Origin of the sequence: Anoxybacillus kestanbolensis, assembly GCF_001996285.1 — a bacterium.
GTDB lineage: Bacteria > Bacillota > Bacilli > Bacillales > Anoxybacillaceae > Anoxybacillus > Anoxybacillus kestanbolensis_A.
In genome coordinates, this window is the sequence record NZ_MQAD01000005.1 from 36,103 (window position 1) to 55,035 (window position 18,933).

Consider the following 18,933-nt stretch of genomic DNA (forward strand, 5'->3'; position numbering starts at 1 on the left):
TTAGTATAAAGTTCCGGCATTAATAACAGGTTGGGCTCCGCGATCAGAAATGATCGCCACCATCAAATTATTAACCATATTCGCTTTTCTTTCTTCATCTAATTGTAAATGAGCCTCTTTGTCAAGTTGTTCAATCGCCATTTTTGCCATTGAAACTGCTCCTTCGACGATTTTTTGTCTTGCCGCTAAGATGGCAGCTGCTTGTTGTCGTTGTAACATGGCACTTGCGATTTCCGTTGAGTACGCCAAGTGTGTTAGACGTGCTTCAATGACTTCAACACCTGCAACATTCAATCTTTCTTGTAGTTCTTTTGCTAATACTTCTGAAACAATGTCGGCATTTCCACGAAGTGAAATATCTTCAGTTTCAAATGTGTCATATGGGTATTTTGTTGCGACGTGACGAATGGCTGTTTCACTCTGGATTTCAACGAATTGTTCATAGTGATCTACATCAAACATCGCCTTTGCTGAATCAACGACTTTAAAAACGACGACAGCTGCAATTTCAATCGGGTTTCCCTCAATGTCATTTACTTTTAGCTTTGCACTATTAAAGTTGCGAACACGTAACGAAACGGTTTTGCGAACGCTGAGGGGAACGGTTAGAAATAAGCCACTATCGCGAATAGTCCCGATATATTTTCCGAAAAAGATGACAACTTTTGCTTGATTAGGCTGAACCATTGTCATCCCTGTTGATAATAGGAAAGCAAGAAAAACAAACGAAAGCGGAAGTGCAAGTTCCATATTCATAAAAAATAGCCAAACAGCTCCTGTAAGCAACACGATGATAAAAAATAAAGCGAGAAAACCATTTACATACCATGCTCTTTTTTCTTTCATTTTTTCTCCTCCTCACATCACTTTAATATTTTTATGATATCATATTTTTCTATTATATGTAAATTTATTTTCTTTGACTAATCAGTCAAAATTCTATATAATGGAATTGACTTGTTGGTCAATGGTTAAATAGTGCCGAGGGAGGCGAAATAATGGGGATTGTCAATGTCAATCAATTAACGAAAATGTATAAAAACAACCGAGGGATTGACGGTGTTACATTTTCAATTGAAGAAGGAGAAATTTTTGGGTTTATTGGGCCAAATGGGGCAGGAAAAAGCACAACGATTCGCACGTTATTAAATTTTATTTATCCAACAAGCGGTAGTGCTACAATTTTCGGGAAAGATATTGTGAAAGATGCAAAAGAAATTCGGAGACATGTCGGTTATTTACCTTCTGAAGTGCATTACTATGACGATATGAAAGTAATCGACTTATTGACGTATTCGGCATCATTTTACAAAGTGTCAGATCGACGATTGAAACAATTAGCTGAACGTCTTGATTTAGATGTGCATAAAAAAATTGAAGATTTATCGTTTGGAAATCGAAAGAAAGTCGGTATCGTTCAGGCGCTTTTACACGAGCCAAAATTGCTAATTTTAGATGAACCAACAGGTGGATTAGATCCGCTCATGCAGCATACATTTTTTGAACTACTTTTGGAAGAACGAAAAAAAGGTGTAACGATTTTCTTCTCTTCACACATTCTTTCAGAAGTACAAAAGCTTTGCGACCGTGTAGCAATTATTAAGGAAGGAAAGTTAATTCAGGTGGAAACGGTTGAGCATTTAACGAAAAACCATTTGAAACACGTGACGGTCGTGTTTGAAGAAGGGCAACATATGACATTTGATTTGTCAGGTATTGTAAACAAAGAAGTGAAAGGCAATGAGATGACGATGTTATATAAAGGAGATATGAACGAACTCATTGCTCAGCTGCACAGTCTGCGCATCAAAGATGTGTCGATTAGCGAACCGTCTCTTGAAGATGTGTTTATGCACTATTACGAAAAGTGAGGGATGGACGATGTTTAAAAGAGAATGGCAACGAAACGCAAAATCATTGGTCATCTGGAGCGTTGTAATTGGCGGGCTCGTTCTTTTAACGTTAAGTATTTTTCCACAGTTTGCAGAGCAACAAAAAGAGGTCACAAAACTTCTTCAATCGTTGCCCCCAGCGATGATTAAAGCATTTGGAATGGATCAACTAAGCATTGGTGATTTAACTGGGTATTACGGTGTTCGTGTATATACGATGACGACGTTACTTGGTAGCGTCTACGCAGCGATGTTAGCTGCCAACATCGTCGCAAAAGAGGAGAATGATAAAACGATTGAATTTTTACTCGCTAAACCAGTAACAAGAAGTGAAATTTTAACAAAGAAATGGCTTGTTGTGGCGGTGAACATTCTTATTTTAAATGCGGTTTCTTTGCTTGTTAGTTTTATTGGTTTTCAAATGGCTAAAGAATACGATGTATCACTGAAGGCTGTTTATTTACTGACATTGGCAACAGTATTTCTTCACTTTACGTTTGCAGCTGTGGCGTTTTTATTATCAACGATAATGCGTAAAACGAGAAATGCATCATCATTTGCCCTCGGTCTTGTCTTTGTCACTTATTTTATGAATATGATGTCAAGTATTTCTGACGATTTATCGTTTTTAAAGTATGTGAGTCCGTTTAAATATGTCGATGCAGCACCGATTATTAACGAGCTTCAAATGGACTGGTTGTATACAGTTTTGATGATTGTAATCATGAGTGTAAGCATTATTGTAGCATATGTCATTTATCAAAAGAAGGATATCGTCACGTGAGGTGGTTTGATTGTACGAAGCGTTTGAAAGGCAACCGGAAGAAAAAAAGAAACTCATTATTCAAACCGTGATCGAAGAGTTTGTACAAAACGGATACGACAATGCATCAACGGATGTGATGACGAGTCGCGCTGGCATTTCAAAGGGATTGTTATTTCATTACTTTAAAAGTAAAAAAAACTTATATTTATATGTTGTTCATTATGCAAAACAGTTGTTGACTGAAAAGACGATGGAAGCAGTAAACGAAATAAGATGTAACGATTTCTTTGAACGAATAAAACAAATTGTGCTTATTAAACAACAAATATTTATGAAATATCCGAATGAAACACAACTAGTCATCGATGCAGTTGCTAATCCATCAAAAGCGGTAAAAAAAGAAATGGAGCAACTGCTTGCAAAACACTATGAAACATATGCAGAGGATTTTCAATTGCAACATATTTTTTTAAAAGACCTTCTTCACAAAGAAACATTACGTGATGATGTGTGTGTTGAGACGGTCGTGCGCATGACGATGTTGATCGTGGAACAATTATCAAATAAGTACATGCAACTGTATAAACATAAACAATATGATCCCATTCGACAAGGGGATTTGCTTGTACGGGAGTTAGAGGAATATGTGAATATTATAAAGTATGGAATTTACAAGTGAAGGCGGGGTTTTTCCCGCCTCATTTATTTGTAAGAAAATTATTGAAATTTTATGTTTTTATATGATATGATATTCTCAAGAAATTTGAAACTATGTTTCGTAATACGCAACAAAAAAGAAAGGGGAATAATGATGGGGGAATATGTACAAGTTGGACGTTTGCAAGTCGCTAAGTTGTTTTATGAATTTATCGTTGAAGAAGTATTGCCAAATAGCCAAGTAGATAAAGATAAATTTTGGAAAAACTTTGAGCAACTCATTAATGAGTTAACACCAAAAAATAAAGCGTTGCTTGCCAAACGCGATGAGCTGCAAGAAAAAATTCATGAATGGCATAAACAACATCGTTCGCAGTTCAATTTTGAACAATATAAATCGTTTTTACAGGAAATCGGCTATTTAGAGCCGGAAGTCGAGGACTTTGAAATTACGACAGAAAATGTCGATGATGAAATTGCTAAACAAGCGGGGCCACAACTTGTTGTTCCGGTTACAAACGCACGTTACGCGCTCAATGCAGCCAATGCCCGTTGGGGAAGTTTGTACGATGCGTTGTATGGAACAGATGTCATTAGTGAAGAAGATGGTGCAGAGCGCATAAAGGGATACAATCCGGTGCGCGGTGAGAAAGTCATTGCTTATGTGCGTGAATTTTTGGATGAAACGGTACCGCTTCGTGGGTATTCGCACAAAGATGCTGTGCAATACGCTGTCGTAAATGGTACATTAACTGTCACCGTAAAAGATGGACAAACGACAACGTTACAACATGAGGAAAAATTTGTCGGATATCAAGGTTCGCCAACACAACCATCCGCTATTTTATTAAAAAACAACGGCCTACATATTGAAATACAAATTGATCGTACTCATCCAATTGGACAGACGGATCCAGCAGGTATTAAGGACGTTTATTTAGAGTCAGCTTTAACAACGATTATGGATTGCGAAGATTCCGTTGCCGCAGTAGACGCGGAAGATAAAGTGCTTGTATATCGCAATTTGCTCGGCTTAGTTCGTGGTGACTTAACGGCGAGCTTTACAAAAGGAAACAAAACCGTTACGCGCGAATTAAATCCAGATCGTGTATATACAACGCCAAGCGGCGAAACGCTCAACTTGCCAGGACGCTCACTTATGTTTGTGCGCAACGTCGGACATTTAATGACAAACAATACAATTTTGCTTGAAAACGGAGAAGAAGTGTATGAAGGCATTTTAGATGCGGTTGTGACGACGTTAATTATGAAGCATTCGCTTCTTGGTAATGGAAAATACGTCAATTCAAGAAAAGGTTCCATTTATATTGTAAAGCCGAAAATGCACGGTTCAGAAGAAGTAGCATTTGCGAACGAATTATTTGATCGTGTGGAAGATATGCTCGGTCTTGAACGAAACACGATTAAAATTGGTGTAATGGATGAAGAACGACGGACAACGTTGAATTTAAAAAATTGTATTTATCAAGTAAGAGATCGAATTGTTTTTATTAATACAGGCTTTTTAGATCGCACAGGAGATGAAATTCATACGTCCATGGAAGCGGGTCCGATGATTCGGAAAAACGAAATGAAATCATCGACATGGCTGCAAGGCTATGAAAAATCAAACGTTAGTGTGGGATTGGCGACGGGCTTTCAAGGACGTGCTCAAATTGGTAAAGGCATGTGGGCAATGCCTGATATGATGGCCGAAATGTTAAAACAAAAAATTGCTCATCCGCAAGCAGGAGCGAATACAGCGTGGGTGCCGTCCCCAACAGCAGCGACGTTACATGCACTCCATTATCATAAGGTCGACGTATTTGCGGTGCAAGATGAGTTGAGAAAACATATAAAAAATTATCGTGACGACATATTACAAATTCCTGTCGCGATTCATCCACGATGGACACCAGAGGAAATTCAACAAGAGTTGGATAACAACGCACAAGGTATTCTCGGTTACGTCGTTCGTTGGATTGATCAAGGGATTGGGTGTTCGAAAGTACCGGATATTCATAACATCGGTCTCATGGAAGATCGTGCAACGTTGCGTATTTCAAGTCAACATATTGCCAACTGGTTGCATCATGGCATTTGTACGAAAGAACAAGTACTTGAAACGTTAAAGCGAATGGCGAAAGTTGTTGATGAACAAAATGCAGACGACCCAGCATATCGGCCGATGTCGGTTGATTATGACAACTCAGTTGCTTTCCAAGCTGCGTGCGATCTTGTTTTTAAAGGCTATGAGCAACCAAACGGCTATACGGAGCCAATCTTACATCGCCGCCGTTTAGAAGCAAAAGCAAAATATGCACATGTAAAACAATAGTAAGATGGAGGGCATTCTATACGAGTGCCCTCGTTATTATGTTAAAGGTGGGAAATGTAATGAGGGAAGATTCGTTTGTGAAATCAGTCAGCCGAGCATTGCAAATTGTCGATATGGTAAGCAACTATCGGCATGGCGTAGGGGTAACCGAAATTGCTAAGCAAATTGGCATTCATAAAAGCTCGGTGTATCGGTTATTATCAACGCTTGTTGAGCATGGGTATATTGAACAAGATGAAGAAACAGAGCGTTATAAACTTGGCTATAAATTTTTAGAAATGAGCTCGAAGTTGTTGGAATCGATTGATTTGCGTAAAGAAGCAAAGCCGTATTTACGTGAGTTAGAACAAATGACGAACGAAGTGGTGCATCTTGTTGTGTACGATCAAGGTGAGGTGATTTATATTGAAAAATTGGACGGAAATGAAACGTTGCGCATGCATTCGAAAGTTGGAAAGCGAGCACCGATGCATTGTACGGCTGTCGGGAAAGCGATTTTAGCGCACTTACCAAAGCACGTTGTCATGGACATTTTAGAAAGAAAAGGATTACCGCCACATACAGATTATACGATTACAGAGCGAGAGGTGTTGTTTCATGAACTTGAATGTGTTCGAAAACGCGGTTATGCGCTTGATTTAGAGGAAAACGAGTACGGCATCCGTTGTATAGCTGTGCCTATTTTTGATCACACAAAGCAAGTTGTTGCAGCAGTCAGTGTGTCTGGGCCGACGATTCGTATGACGGATGAACGACTAGAACAACTTCGCATACAAATGAAAGCGATTGGAAAACAAATTTCTGAGCGGCTTGGGTATATTGATAAATGACGTATACGTGCGGTCTCCAACTATAGTATAATAGTAAGAAAGCGAAGTTTAAGGAGGCCGTTATATGGCACAACGTGTTGTGAAAACAACCTACTTGCTTGGGCTTTTGTTTCTCGTTTCAGCACTTGTTTATTTTTTTGCTTCGAATTGGCCGGAGCTTGGACGGTTGACGAAAGTCGGGATTGGTGCTGGGTTTATGATTTTGTTTTATAGCCTGAGTGCCACGGTTTTTCGCCATCATTTTTTTAGTAAATGGTTGCTTATTTTTGGGGCGATTACGTTCGGGATTTGTGTTGCATTAATTGGGCAAGTGTATAATTCACACGCTGATAGCTTTTTGTTGTTTTTTATTTGGTTTATTCCTACTGCTATTTTGGCATGGCTTACTCGCGGTCGATTTCTCTCTATATTCAGCTTCGGATTGCTGCAGCTTACATTTTGGTTTTACTATTTTCCGTCTTCGTATCAAATCGAACGTGGAGAATGGTCATCGTTTTTCATTTTATTGCTTTTTGCTGTAATAAATGGAATGGTTGCACTTCTTGGACGCTCATCCATCTTGTCTGTTCTATCGTATTTCGCGATGCATAGTTGGCTATTTGTCGTATTTGTTCAAGGAATTTCCATGGATCGTTTTCATTTTTGGTCATACGCATATGCTGTTATTCTTGTGTTGTTTTTAATATATGTAAAAAAACAACCGTATTTTATATGTACTGTGTTGTTCACAGGTATGTTTTGGATCGTGCAATATTTTCGCTTTGTTGAACGGCACTTTGGTGGGAATTGGTATATATTTGGGCTTGTATTAGCTGCTATCATCGTTTATATAGGCATTTATGTACTTCGCTGGATGAAAAGGCGAAGCAACGGAAAAGTAGAAAAAGTTTTCCTTGTCGCTTTTCAAATCATTGTCACAGGGGTTGCTTCAGTTATTGCGATTGGAAGTATATTGCAATTATTATCGTTTTGGTTTGATGTGTTTTCTCCTTATTGGTTGTTTAGTATATCTGTTTTTTTATTTGTTGTTCCAGGATTGCTATGGAAAAGATGGAACGTTGTTGTTCGTTACACGTTGCTTGCGATTGGATATACGCTCGGTGCGTTTAGCGTAACAGAGGTTTCCTTTATCGTAATTAGTGTATATATCGCTGGATTATTTATTGTTGCGTGGCGTATGCCAGCAGGTGTGCGAACGATGACGAATATCGCTGTTTCGCTTTATGCTGCTATGATGATGCTTGATGAATGGAGCGACATTCGTTTCACGTTATTTGCTGTATTTGTTTTTTACGGCATTATTTATTGGGTTACAAAACATACGTATGAGCGACTCGTGTTCCTCATTTTTTCATTCACTTCGTTTCTGTTATTGACGAGTGCTGATTTAGTTGAGATGGATTGGATGTATGTTGTATGGAACGTACTGTTTCTTTGCTTTGTTGCCTTTGTTCTCTTTTTCCGTACAAATGAAAAGGAACAATCGATTGCTTGGTTATATACTTTTTTGTTTTTGATTCTAAAGTATTATGAGTGGGTTTGGAGTTTATTGCATAAATCCATGACGTTAGCGATTGTTGGGGTATGTTTATTGATCGTTGCTTCGACCGTACAAAAAAGAAAAGCGATTTCGTTTTCTTTTACAAAGCAAAAATGGTTGCCGCTTTTTGTTGTCATGATTTTGCAAAGTGCTTTTATCATCTATGTGACGTTTGATAAAGAACAACATCTTCAATATGGTCAACAAATTAAATTACAGCTTGAACCAATTGATCCACGTTCGCTTATCCAAGGGGATTATGTACGCCTTCAATACAATATTTCGACGATTGAAGGAGTGAATGAGTGGGGAAAAGTGCAAGTCATTTTACGAAAGGATGAAGCGGGAATTCATCGATTAGTTGGCATTTATTCATTAAATGGAAAAAAACGAAATGGGGATATGTATCAAGAAGGGGATGTATTAGTAAACGGAAATATATATGGAGATACGATCATTTATGGAATTGAAACGTATTTTGTCCCTGAAAAAACAGGGGGAGACATACAACAGCGCGCTCGCTTTGCATATGTACGCGTGAGTAAGACAGGAGATGCGTTGTTAGAGAAAGTGTCTGAACAATGAGCATAACACCGCCGCCTCGTATGAAGACGGCGGTGTTTTTGATAGTTCGCTTCAAAGCAGCAAGGAAATTTTACTTCCCGATAAACATTTGTGTCCAGTAATTCCCATTTCCATCAAATCCAACACCGATATGTGTAAAGTTTCGATTTAAAATGTTGGCGCGGTGTCCTGCGCTGTTCATCCATGCGTTGACAACCTCTTGTGGTGTCCGTTGCCCTTTTGCGATGTTTTCCCCTGCTGTCCGATAAGAAACGCCAAAATCGCGCATCATATCAAATGGGGAGCCATATGTTGGGCTTGTATGCGAGAAATAATTATTTTTTCGCATATCTTCCGATTTTTTCTGAGCGACAGAGCTAAGTTGGGCATCAGCACGTAAGGCTGGAAGTCCTGCCCGAGCACGTTCTCTATTTGTCAAATCAATGACTTGTTGTGCATATTGGCTAATACTTGTTGTCGGTGTTGTCTGTCTTGGTTGCTGCTGAGCTGGTTGTTGTGTTTGTCTGTTCGGTTGTGTTGGTGTTACTTGATTTGGACGTTGATACACATTCGGTGCTTGCGTATAAGGTCTTGGTTGCATATACATTCTTTGCTGTTCCATCAACGATCGTTCAATTTGTGTGCGCAGATTGGCTGCGTCTTTCGGATCGATTGGAACAAATTTATAACGAGCTTCTTGAATCAATATCGCTTTTGTATGAGGATATTGATCGCTAGACAGCGTTGTATGCAAAGCAGAAATGTTTGAACGATTGTTCATATCCATTGCGTTGTTACAGCCAACAATGGCAAGTAAACTTAAGGCGGCAATAGATTTTGTCAACTTTGCTATCATTTGCTCATCCCTCCTTGGCATATTTCATCGTCATGCACCGTTAGTTTTTACAGTGATGAGGCAAACTAAAGATGGGAATGGTTGAGAAATGTTTTTTCCTCTTTTTGTTTTTTAAAAATGACAAGATTGTGACAGACAAAATGATATTTACTTTAAATTGAACACAATCTGTAAGCGCTTTAATATAAAGCTATAGCAAGACCAAATAAACAAAGGAGGAGAAAACATGGAAGATCAAACAGGTTTTCGTGTGAAAGTGCAACGTTTTGGCAGTTATTTAAGCGGAATGATTATGCCAAACATTGGGGCATTTATTGCGTGGGGAATTATTACTGCATTATTCATCCCAACAGGTTGGTTGCCAAATGAAACATTCGCTAAATTAGTTGGCCCAATGATTACGTATTTATTGCCATTATTAATCGGTTATACAGGCGGAAAAATGATTTATGACGTTCGCGGTGGTGTCGTCGGTGCAACCGCAACGATGGGGGTTATTGTCGGTTCAGACATTCCAATGTTTTTAGGGGCCATGATCATGGGTCCACTTGGAGGATATGCAATCAAACAGTTTGACAAGCTATTCCACGGAAAAGTCAAACAAGGTTTTGAAATGTTAGTGAACAACTTTTCAGCAGGTATTATTGGCGGATTGCTCACATTAGTCGCTTTTAAAGGGATTGGTCCAATTGTTTTAGGATTGAACAAAACGTTAGCAGCAGGTGTAGAAACAATTGTTAACGCAAAGTTGTTACCTTTAGCAAACATTTTTATTGAGCCAGCAAAAGTATTATTTTTAAACAATGCCATCAACCACGGTATTTTAAGTCCGCTTGGTGTTGAGCAAGCAGCGAAAACAGGAAAATCGATTTTATTCCTACTTGAAACAAACCCAGGTCCAGGTCTTGGTATTTTACTTGCGTACTGGTTATTCGGAAAAGGAATGGCGAAACAATCAGCACCAGGTGCAGTCATCATTCATTTCCTTGGAGGAATTCACGAAATTTATTTCCCTTACATTTTAATGCGTCCAGTACTCATTTTAGCTGCAATTGCCGGTGGTGTGAGCGGAGTATTTACATTTACATTATTTAATGCAGGTCTTGTGGCTGTGCCATCGCCAGGAAGTATTTTCGCATTACTTGCTATGACACCGCGTGGTCATTACTTAGGCGTGCTTGCTGGGGTAGTCGTTGCGGCTGCTGTTTCTTTCTTAGTCGCATCTTTCTTCTTAAAAACATCGAAACAAGAAGAAGGTGATTTAGAACAAGCAACAGAACAAATGCAACAGCTGAAAGGGAAGAAAAGCAGTGTTGCTTCGGCATTAAATACAGCAGCACCAAAACAAGTGAAAAAAATTGTTTTTGCTTGTGATGCAGGAATGGGATCGAGTGCGATGGGTGCTTCCATTATGAGAAACAAAGTGCAAAAAGCTGGACTTGATATTGAAGTAACAAATACAGCAATTAATCAATTGCCAGCGGATGCAGATGTTGTAATAACACATCAAAACTTGACAGATCGTGCAAAAGAAAAGCTACCAAATGCATATCACGTATCTGTAGAGAACTTCTTAAATAGTCCGAAATATGATGAGTTAATCGACATGCTAAAAAAAGGTGAATAACGAACAAACGAAAAGGTAAGTGATTCGCTTACCTTTTCGTCTTATTTAAAAAATGTCAACATTCGAAATGACGAAAAAGTGCTTTCTATTTGTTGTGATACAAAAAAATTAGCGATAAAATTTTCTTGAAAAAACATATACTTTTTAAAATTTGTCAACAATCGTTGCTGGCCAAGGAGGTGGGTGTATGTATATATCAGCAAGAGAAAGAAAAATATTGGATTTTTTATTGTTGCATCCAAAAGGAGTTACAGTGGGGGAAATAGCTAAGCAATTAGATGTTAGTGAACGAACCGTTCATCGCGATTTAAAAGGTGTTGAACAAGTCATTGAAGCGTACGACTTACAACTAATCAAAAAAGCAGGTGTTGGAATTCAAATTGTCGGTGACGAAGACAAAAAGCATCAATTGCAAATGTATTTGTTCCGTTTATCACATACGGAATATACGCCAGAAGAGCGGCAAACGATGATTTTAATTGCTTTGTTAGAATCAGGTGAGCCTGTGAAATTAATTTCTCTTGCAAATGATTTAAACGTCACTGTCGCCACGATCAGCAACGATTTAGACAAAATTGAAGAAAAAGTGAAAAAACATAGTCTTTCCCTCGTTCGAAAAAGAGGGTATGGAGTAGAAATTTGCGGCTCTGAGGCGGCAAAGCGTAAAATGATGAGTGAACTGTTATTTGATCATTTCGATGAGTCGCAGTTTTTCTCTTTCATGAAAGAATCGATTCAAAAAAAATCAACGGATTTGGTCAATACAGTAACGGAAAAGCTACTCGGACTTGTTGACAAGAAAAAACTGTTTATGATTGAACGACAAATTGAAGCGATGAAAGATGATCTCCCATTTACGATTGCTGATAGTTCGTATATTGCGCTCGTCATTCACCTTGCGCTGGCGATTGAGCGCATTATGCAAGGGGAAGCGATTCATTTTGATGCCCAACATTTGCAAACCGTTAGCATGACAAAAGAGTATGAAACGGCAGAAAAAATCGCCAAAAGACTAGAGGAAGTGTTTCATCTTGTCATTCCTAAAGAAGAAATTGGTTACATTACGATGCATTTAATGGGTGCAAAATTACGGACTCGTCGCGGATATATGTTAGAGGAAGCGAGTTTAGAAATTGCAATGAAGACGCAAGAACTCATACGTTTTGTGAGCGAGCAAATAGGAGTCGATTTAACAGACGACTATTCGTTGTACGAAGATTTAATCGTTCATTTAAAGCCAGCTTTATATCGCATCCAGCATCATATGGGCATTACAAATCCGTTGCTTCATAAAATTATGGAAGATTATAGTGAATTGTTTCATGTTGTGCAACGAGGTGTGCGCTACGTATTCTCGGACATGACAGTACCTGAGGAAGAAGTTGGATATTTAGTTCTTCATTTTGCATCGGCGCTACTACGTGACAAGCAAGGAATTCGTGCGCTCGTTATTTGTTCAAGCGGAATCGGAACCGCGAAAATATTAGCCACTCGTTTAAAAAAAGAAATTCCAGATATTTCGCATATTGAACAAAAGTCTTTTTTTGATGTTCAACGTGTAGATGTGCATGAGTATGATTTAATCGTATCGACAGTCCCAATTCATACGTCGCAGCCATATTTTCTAGTTAATCCGATGTTGCCAGAAGAAGACGTTGCTACGATTCGCCAGTTTTTAAAAACGAAAGCGTTTTCTATCCGTTCTCAAAAAGTAAATTCATCGAAGAAAGGGATTGAAAACATTCGTTCGATTCATGTCGTGAGTGAGACGATTGTTCAGTTATTAAACGGCTTTTCTATGCGGGAGCTATCTTCTTACTCGCTTCAAGACGCATTGATGCATGCGTGCGCACATCTTGAGCAACATGGCGTGATTCGCAGCAAAGAGCGAGTCGTTGAAGAATTGCTACAACGCGAGCAAGTCGGTGGATTAGGAATTCCAAATACGACTTTAGCGCTGTATCACACACGGAGTGAAGATGTGTTACAACCATCTTTTACGATGTATACACTAACACACTCACAAACGATCATCGGTATGGATCAACAGCCGATGATGCTGAACCGTCTTTTGTTGTTGCTAGCACCAAAAAATGCACCAGATGATATGTTGCAAGTGCTTAGTCATGTTAGCTCGCTCATCATTAAAGATGAAGAAAGTATGGAATTGTTTTCAAAAGGAAGTAAAGAACAAATTTATGCGTTTTTCAGTGCACAATTAGAAAAATTTTTTTACGAACAAATTCAACAGCACAAGGAGTGAATGATCGTGACAGTATTGAAAAAAGAAAATATTGTACTAGGTGCAGACGTAAAAACGAAAGAAGAAGCGATTCGATTAGCAGGACGTATTTTAGTTGAGCAAGGATACGTAGAGGAGTTTTATATTGACAAAATGTTTGAACGAGAAGCGCTAACCTCAACATATATGGGGAATTTTGTAGCGATTCCGCACGGTACGGAAGATGCAAAAAAACTTGTGAAGCAAGCGGGTTTATCAATTGTTCAAGTGCCGAATGGAGTGGACTTTGGAGAAGGAAATGTTGCGAAAATTTTAATCGGCATCGCAGGGAAAGATAATGAGCATTTAGAAATTTTGTCGAAAGTTGCGATCGTATGTTCGGAAGAAGAAAACATTCAAAAGATGATTTCCGCAACGACAGAAGAAGAAATTTTGCAACTATTAAACGAGGTGAAATAATATGCTAGCTGTTCATTTTGGTGCTGGGAATATTGGGAGAGGATTTATTGGCAGTTTGTTGTCGCAATCAGGGTATAATGTTGTATTTGTTGATGTAAATGAAAAAATTGTACAAGCACTTCAACAAAAAGGTCAATATGAAGTGATCATCGCAGGAGAGACGACAGAAACACAAGTTGTTCGCAGCGTATCCGCGTTGCATAGTCAGCACCAGCAAAATGAAATTATTGATCAAATTGCGCGTGCAGATTTAGTGACGACAGCTGTTGGACCAAATATTTTACCTCTTATTTCACAGACGATTGCGGAAGGATTAAAAAAACGATTAACAGATCGACCTGTTCATATCATCGCTTGCGAAAATATGATCGGTGGTAGCGAACATTTAAAGACATACGTCTGGGAGCATCTATCAGAACAAGAACAAACATCTTTAGAAGATAAATGTGGATTTTTAAACTGTGCGGTTGATCGCATCGTTCCAAACCAAACTCATGAAGATCCGTTAACCGTTGTTGTTGAACCGTTTTTTGAATGGGTGATCGAGACGAAAGAAGTGATTGGAAATATTCCACACATTATTGGGGCGCATTTTGTTGATGATTTACAACCATACATCGAAAGAAAGCTGTTTACTGTCAATACAGGCCATGCGCTCGTTGCTTATTTAGGATACCGTAAAAAATATGAGACGATTCGTCAAGCGATGGAAGATCAAGATATTCTCGCAGACGTGACAAACGCGTTACGTGAATCAGGGCGAGTGCTTGTTCATCAATACGGTTGGAATGAAGCCGAGCATCAAGCATATATTGAAAAAATTGTTCAACGGTTCATCAATCCTTCTATGACAGATGAAGTGACACGAGTGGCTCGTTCGCCAATCCGTAAACTCGGACCGAACGATCGACTCATTCGACCAGCGCTGAAATATTACGAATGCTTTGGAGAAGTTCCTGCATCTTTAACAAAAGGAATTGCGGCGTTGTTGCTATTTGATTATGAAGGGGATGCTGAAGCAGTACAACTTCAACAAACGATCAAAGAAAGCGGAGTAGAGGGGGCGCTCGAAAAATATGCGAAGCTCCCGTCTAATCATCCGATTGTTGTAGAAGTGAAAAAACAAATGCTTTATATGTAGGGGCCATCTTTATAGATGGCTCTTTTTACTTGGACTTTTTTTCAAAAGAGTGCGAACGATTTCGGCGATGACTCCTACAATGATACCGAACGTTGAAATAACAAGAAAGGAAATAATGCTTGTCACATCGCTCCATCCCACGTTCATACGGGTAAACGAAATAAACAAGGCATAAGCGAATCCGATAGTAGAGAAAGAGGAACATATGATGACAAACGTTTTTTTACCGAAAAACCCACTTAATCCGATAATACATGATAAAATAAAGGCAGTGATTCCAAGGCCAATGAATTGCTTCAAGCCCAACTCTACACTAAGCAATAAACGAGATGCAATCAACACACAAAAAAAGAGAAAAAATAAAAAAGTGCCAACGCCGTACCACTGTTTCGATCCACTATTAGGAAGTTTCATCCTATTTCGCGCAGGAGACTCCCACTTCAACGACTAAAGGGAGTAAGTGGGTGAGGAATACGCGTTCCCCCTTTCTTTTGTGTATGAGATAATAAAGGCATGGAGAAAACCGTTAAATAAAGGCACTCCGATAACTGCTACTCGATGTATGGAGTTGGTTACAGTAGGCATGACCTGCATTGTTGGGTAGTTGTCAACCTGCCCCTTGATGCAACTCCAAGTCAAGGAAGGAGGACAAAGTCCGCTCGCACTTCTGGGGAGTTGCAAGCCCCCACTTCAAGCGTTAGCTAAGTGGGGGTAGTTGACTATCGCTGTCACTCCTTTGTTATTTTTTATTATACCGCACCGTTTATGTTGTTTAGTAGAGCGATGCAAAATTTCTCTTCTTGCCTATCGTTTTTGTTTACTTCATTGTTACAACAAACGTTAGAAGCAAAAAACATACGTGTGCACGTGCGCCTTGATCACGTGCCGTTACAGCTTGATTCGAAACAAATGATGCAAGTGTTGTATAATTTACTCTATAACAGCATCGAAGCCGTCGGAGAAGATGGCACAATTTGCCTATATTCTGATGTAGGTGAAACATACAACATGTACGTATACGACTCTGGAAGCGGAATTCCGAAAGATATGCACGAGACGATTTTTGAACCATTCATCACAACAAAGTCATCGGGGACAGGCTTGGGGCTGACGATCGTGAAACGAATTATTGAAAACCATGGTGGAACGATTGCACTTCACGACAGTTCAGAGAAAGGAACGACGTTTGTTATTAAGTTACCCGTTCGACGGTAGAAAGAGGTGTCCGTTACGGGCACCTTTTTTATTTCCATATAAAAGGAGGTTAAAAAATTTTTTACGCTCATTACAGCATTTTGTTGTTCTTTCGTCGGCTTATAACTCGCACACGTGTAAACGGATCTCTTGTGGAGCGAAATGTTCAAATTCAGGCTCGTGTAATCGGCTAATCCAAGGGATGATAAGTGGGTAAACGTTTGTAGCACCACGGGCTTGTGATACTTGCTCAGCCATTATAAAATTCAACTATCCACAACAAAAAAGAGGAGCGGGTATATGAGTGCGATTATGTTATTTTTACTAGCTGGTTTTGCCGAAATCGGCGGAGGGTATCTTGTATGGCTTTGGTTGCGAGAAGGGAAACCAACGATGTATGGAATTTTTGGGGGAATATGTTTAACATTATATGGTGTTATTGCAACGTTTCAGTCATTTCCATCGTTCGGGCGAGTGTACGCTGCATATGGTGGGATTTTTATTGTTTTATCACTACTATGGGGATGGTGGATAGATAAAAAAACGCCCGATATGTATGATTGGATTGGTGGGGCGATTTGTTTAATAGGGGTTGGGGTAATGTTATTAGCTCCACGTAGTTAAACTTTAGTTTAATAATAAGGTGCTATATTAATTTGTTAAAAAGTGGTAAAAAATAATTGACAGTCTTCGATTAGACTCTTACAATGATAATAGACGATTAGATTTTTAGAAAATTTGAAAAACAGGTGTTGATGTGTGTTGCTAAAGCAGGCAGGAGGAAGAATCGGTCGCAATGCGATTTTGCTCGCATTAATGGAAGAGGAAGAGGAACAAGCGGTGCTTGAGCACTTATCGTTATTGCAATGGCGCTACTGCAAAGGAAAAGTTGGAGCCATGGAACTGCAAAAAATTGTAGCCGCCATCGAAACAGCAGCAAAACGAAACGGTGTCGTAAACGGAGAGTTGTACCGTGAAATGCATGCTTTATATCACGCGGTTGTCGAAGCGATGCAAGGGGTTACAAGAGGTCAAGTAGAATTAGGTGATTTCATGCGAACGGTCGGTCTTCGCTTTGCGGTAGTGCGCGGCATGCCATATGAAAACGAAGCAGAAGGCGAATGGATTGCCGTTGCTTTGTACGGAACGATCGGGGCGCCGATTCGCGGGTTAGAGCATGAAACAATCGGATTAGGAATCAATCATATGTAGCCTATAGGTATTTAGTTCAGAAGGAGGCTATCCCACTAAATGGTGGTGTAGCCTCCTTCTTTATTTTATTAAAGGGATGGGGTGTGAGCGTGGTCATTTTAACAGGTCATACGTTGACGTTAGAACAAGTTAAGCGCGTGTTGTATCAAAAGGAAGCAGTCGTTTTATCCAAAGACAGTATAGACGTAGTCAAAAAAAGTAGAAAAGCAGTTGAGGATATCGTTGCTAATAAGAAAATTGTGTACGGGATTACAACAGGTTTTGGAAAGTTTAGCGATGTGTTTATTGAAGCAGACGATGTCGAAGAGCTACAGTGGAACTTAATTCATTCGCACGCTTGCGGAGTCGGTGAGCCGTTTCCCGAAATCGTATCGCGAGCGATGTTATTGTTGCGGGCAAATGCGCTTTTAAAAGGCTATTCGGGTGTTCGCCCCGTTGTCATTCAGCGGTTGGTTGATTTATTAAATGCGCATATTCATCCAGTCATTCCGCAACAAGGTTCTCTCGGTGCGAGCGGTGACTTAGCGCCCCTATCACATTTAACACTTGTTTTACTTGGTGAAGGGGAAGTGTTTTATTGCGGTCGACGTATGCCAGCACTCGCTGCGTTGACACAGGCAGGTATTGCGCCACTTTCATTAAAAGCGAAAGAAGGATTAGCTCTTATTAACGGTACACAAGCAATGACGGCAATGGGGGTTGTCGGTTATTTAGAAGCGGAACAGCTTGCGTATGAAAGTGAACTAATTGCCGCAGTAACGATGGAAGGGTTGCGTGGGATTGTTGATGCATTCGATGAGCGCGTGCATCTTGTGCGCGGCTACCGCCAACAAACAGAAGTAGCGAAACGTATCCGCTCATATTTAGCGGGAAGCAAGCTGACAACGGCACAAGGAGAATTGCGCGTTCAAGATGCCTACTCGCTTCGCTGCATTCCACAAGTGCATGGTGCGTCTTGGCAAGCACTTGATTATGTGAAAGAAAAGCTCGAAATTGAGATGAACGCGGCAACCGACAACCCGCTTATTTTCGATGATGGTGCGACCGTCATTTCTGGTGGGAACTTCCATGGTCAACCAATTGCTTTAGCGATGGATTTTATGAAAATTGCGGTAGCGGAATTGGCCAATATTTCGGAACGGCGCATTGAGCGGCTTGTCAATCCGCAATTAAACGATTTGCCACCGTTTCTAAGCCCAGCGCCAGGATTGCAGTCAGGGGCGATGATTATGCAATATGCGGCAGCGTCGCTTGTGTCCGAAAATAAAACGTTAGCGCATCCAGCCAGCGTCGATTCGATTCCGTCCTCTGCAAACCAAGAAGACCACGTTAGCATGGGAACGATCGCTTCCCGCCACGCCTATGCGATCATCCAAAACGCAAGGCGTGTATTGGCAATCGAATTAATTTGTGCGTTGCAGGCTGTCGAATACCGTGGCGTGGAACACATGGCGCCAAAGACGCGAGCTTTTTATGAAGCAGCGCGAAAAATCGTCCCATCGATTACAAAAGATCGCATTTTTGCGAAAGATATTGAAGCAGCAGCAAAATGGCTGAAGGATGTGGAATGGGATTTTTTTTCGCAAACGATGGAAACGGTAATTAATAGATGAAA

The 18,933-nt window shown here is 39.9% G+C and carries 16 protein-coding genes and 2 pseudogenes; 14 read left to right on the forward strand and 4 right to left on the reverse strand.

The window, feature by feature from the left end; translation table 11 throughout:
• Complete coding sequence (locus tag BO219_RS02535; RefSeq protein WP_077428278.1) at positions 1-846, reverse strand: SPFH domain-containing protein; 846 nt, start codon at positions 844-846, stop codon at positions 1-3.
• Positions 847-998: 152 nt separating this feature from the next.
• On the opposite strand from BO219_RS02535, the gene BO219_RS02540 reads away from it, so the two are divergent.
• The 6 genes from BO219_RS02540 to BO219_RS02565 all read left to right on the forward strand — a co-directional run bounded on the left by BO219_RS02540 (position 999) and on the right by BO219_RS02565 (position 8,608).
• Positions 999-1,871 carry an ABC transporter ATP-binding protein gene (locus tag BO219_RS02540; RefSeq protein ID WP_077428280.1) on the forward strand — a complete coding sequence of 291 codons (873 nt, stop codon included), beginning with the start codon at positions 999-1,001 and terminating at the stop codon, positions 1,869-1,871.
• Positions 1,872-1,881: 10 nt separating this feature from the next.
• On the forward strand, positions 1,882-2,676 hold the full coding sequence (locus BO219_RS02545) for an ABC transporter permease (RefSeq protein WP_077428282.1): 795 nt from the start codon (positions 1,882-1,884) through the stop codon (positions 2,674-2,676).
• A gap of 10 nt (positions 2,677-2,686) precedes the next feature.
• Positions 2,687-3,337, forward strand: a complete 651-nt coding sequence (locus tag BO219_RS02550; RefSeq protein WP_077428284.1) for a TetR/AcrR family transcriptional regulator — start codon at positions 2,687-2,689, stop codon at positions 3,335-3,337.
• Positions 3,338-3,469: 132 nt separating this feature from the next.
• Complete coding sequence (locus BO219_RS02555; RefSeq protein WP_077428286.1) at positions 3,470-5,653, forward strand: malate synthase G; 2,184 nt, start codon at positions 3,470-3,472, stop codon at positions 5,651-5,653.
• Between the two features lie 59 nt (positions 5,654-5,712).
• The gene (locus BO219_RS02560) at positions 5,713-6,483 is read left to right on the forward strand and encodes an IclR family transcriptional regulator (protein WP_164970107.1); all 771 of its coding nucleotides are present in this window, start codon (positions 5,713-5,715) and stop codon (positions 6,481-6,483) included.
• 64 nt (positions 6,484-6,547) lie between these two features.
• Positions 6,548-8,608, forward strand: a complete 2,061-nt coding sequence (locus BO219_RS02565) for a GDYXXLXY domain-containing protein (protein ID WP_077428290.1) — start codon at positions 6,548-6,550, stop codon at positions 8,606-8,608.
• A gap of 70 nt (positions 8,609-8,678) precedes the next feature.
• On the opposite strand, the gene BO219_RS02570 is transcribed toward BO219_RS02565, so the two are convergent.
• On the reverse strand, positions 8,679-9,443 hold the full coding sequence (locus tag BO219_RS02570) for a CAP domain-containing protein (protein ID WP_077428292.1): 765 nt from the start codon (positions 9,441-9,443) through the stop codon (positions 8,679-8,681).
• 226 nt (positions 9,444-9,669) lie between these two features.
• Between BO219_RS02570 and BO219_RS02575 the strand changes: the two genes are divergently transcribed.
• The 4 genes from BO219_RS02575 (at position 9,670) to BO219_RS02590 (ending at position 14,912) form a co-directional block, all read left to right on the forward strand.
• Positions 9,670-11,070: a PTS mannitol transporter subunit IIBC gene (locus BO219_RS02575; protein WP_077428294.1), complete on the forward strand. Its 1,401-nt coding sequence runs from the start codon at positions 9,670-9,672 to the stop codon at positions 11,068-11,070.
• A gap of 187 nt (positions 11,071-11,257) precedes the next feature.
• Entirely contained in the window at positions 11,258-13,333 is a 2,076-nt protein-coding gene (locus tag BO219_RS02580; protein WP_077428296.1) for a BglG family transcription antiterminator, read from the forward strand.
• The gene (locus tag BO219_RS02585) at positions 13,334-13,771 is read left to right on the forward strand and encodes a PTS mannitol transporter subunit IIA (RefSeq protein WP_077428298.1); all 438 of its coding nucleotides are present in this window, start codon (positions 13,334-13,336) and stop codon (positions 13,769-13,771) included.
• Position 13,772: 1 nt separating this feature from the next.
• On the forward strand, positions 13,773-14,912 hold the full coding sequence (locus tag BO219_RS02590) for a mannitol-1-phosphate 5-dehydrogenase (protein WP_077428300.1): 1,140 nt from the start codon (positions 13,773-13,775) through the stop codon (positions 14,910-14,912).
• 9 nt (positions 14,913-14,921) lie between these two features.
• Here BO219_RS02590 and BO219_RS02595 read toward each other — a convergent pair whose 3' ends face one another.
• Positions 14,922-15,326, reverse strand: a complete 405-nt coding sequence (locus BO219_RS02595) for a permease (protein ID WP_077428302.1) — start codon at positions 15,324-15,326, stop codon at positions 14,922-14,924.
• A 408-nt stretch (positions 15,327-15,734) separates the two neighbouring features.
• Between BO219_RS02595 and BO219_RS02605 the strand changes: the two are divergent.
• Positions 15,735-16,127, forward strand: a pseudogene (locus tag BO219_RS02605) (sensor histidine kinase); the annotation flags it as partial.
• 23 nt (positions 16,128-16,150) lie between these two features.
• On the opposite strand, the pseudogene BO219_RS15090 reads toward BO219_RS02605, so the two are convergent.
• A pseudogene (locus tag BO219_RS15090) lies at positions 16,151-16,339 on the reverse strand (response regulator); the annotation flags it as partial.
• Positions 16,340-16,406: 67 nt separating this feature from the next.
• On the opposite strand from BO219_RS15090, the gene BO219_RS02610 reads away from it, so the two are divergent.
• The 3 genes from BO219_RS02610 to hutH all read left to right on the forward strand — a co-directional run bounded on the left by BO219_RS02610 (position 16,407) and on the right by hutH (position 18,931).
• Positions 16,407-16,730, forward strand: coding sequence for a YnfA family protein (locus BO219_RS02610; protein WP_006321906.1), 324 nt, complete (start codon positions 16,407-16,409; stop codon positions 16,728-16,730).
• 138 nt (positions 16,731-16,868) lie between these two features.
• Positions 16,869-17,318 carry a hut operon transcriptional regulator HutP gene (hutP, locus tag BO219_RS02615; RefSeq protein WP_077428923.1) on the forward strand — a complete coding sequence of 150 codons (450 nt, stop codon included), beginning with the start codon at positions 16,869-16,871 and terminating at the stop codon, positions 17,316-17,318.
• A gap of 89 nt (positions 17,319-17,407) precedes the next feature.
• A complete protein-coding gene (gene hutH, locus BO219_RS02620; RefSeq protein ID WP_077428303.1) occupies positions 17,408-18,931 on the forward strand; it encodes a histidine ammonia-lyase in 1,524 nt (507 codons plus the stop codon).
• Positions 18,932-18,933 lie beyond the last annotated feature (2 nt).

What these genes read in the sequence shown, in the direction of transcription:
- BO219_RS02535 (WP_077428278.1), bottom strand. Translation starts at nt 846, where the DNA reads ATGAAAGAAAAAAGAGCATGGTATGTAAATGGTTTTCTCGCTTTATTT.
- BO219_RS02540 (WP_077428280.1), top strand. Translation starts at nt 999, where the DNA reads ATGGGGATTGTCAATGTCAATCAATTAACGAAAATGTATAAAAACAAC.
- BO219_RS02545 (WP_077428282.1), top strand. Translation starts at nt 1,882, where the DNA reads ATGTTTAAAAGAGAATGGCAACGAAACGCAAAATCATTGGTCATCTGG.
- BO219_RS02555 (WP_077428286.1), top strand. Translation starts at nt 3,470, where the DNA reads ATGGGGGAATATGTACAAGTTGGACGTTTGCAAGTCGCTAAGTTGTTT.
- BO219_RS02560 (WP_164970107.1), top strand. Translation starts at nt 5,713, where the DNA reads ATGAGGGAAGATTCGTTTGTGAAATCAGTCAGCCGAGCATTGCAAATT.
- BO219_RS02565 (WP_077428290.1), top strand. Translation starts at nt 6,548, where the DNA reads ATGGCACAACGTGTTGTGAAAACAACCTACTTGCTTGGGCTTTTGTTT.
- BO219_RS02570 (WP_077428292.1), bottom strand. Translation starts at nt 9,443, where the DNA reads ATGATAGCAAAGTTGACAAAATCTATTGCCGCCTTAAGTTTACTTGCC.
- BO219_RS02575 (WP_077428294.1), top strand. Translation starts at nt 9,670, where the DNA reads ATGGAAGATCAAACAGGTTTTCGTGTGAAAGTGCAACGTTTTGGCAGT.
- BO219_RS02580 (WP_077428296.1), top strand. Translation starts at nt 11,258, where the DNA reads ATGTATATATCAGCAAGAGAAAGAAAAATATTGGATTTTTTATTGTTG.
- BO219_RS02585 (WP_077428298.1), top strand. Translation starts at nt 13,334, where the DNA reads ATGATCGTGACAGTATTGAAAAAAGAAAATATTGTACTAGGTGCAGAC.
- BO219_RS02590 (WP_077428300.1), top strand. Translation starts at nt 13,773, where the DNA reads ATGCTAGCTGTTCATTTTGGTGCTGGGAATATTGGGAGAGGATTTATT.
- BO219_RS02595 (WP_077428302.1), bottom strand. Translation starts at nt 15,326, where the DNA reads ATGAAACTTCCTAATAGTGGATCGAAACAGTGGTACGGCGTTGGCACT.
- BO219_RS02610 (WP_006321906.1), top strand. Translation starts at nt 16,407, where the DNA reads ATGAGTGCGATTATGTTATTTTTACTAGCTGGTTTTGCCGAAATCGGC.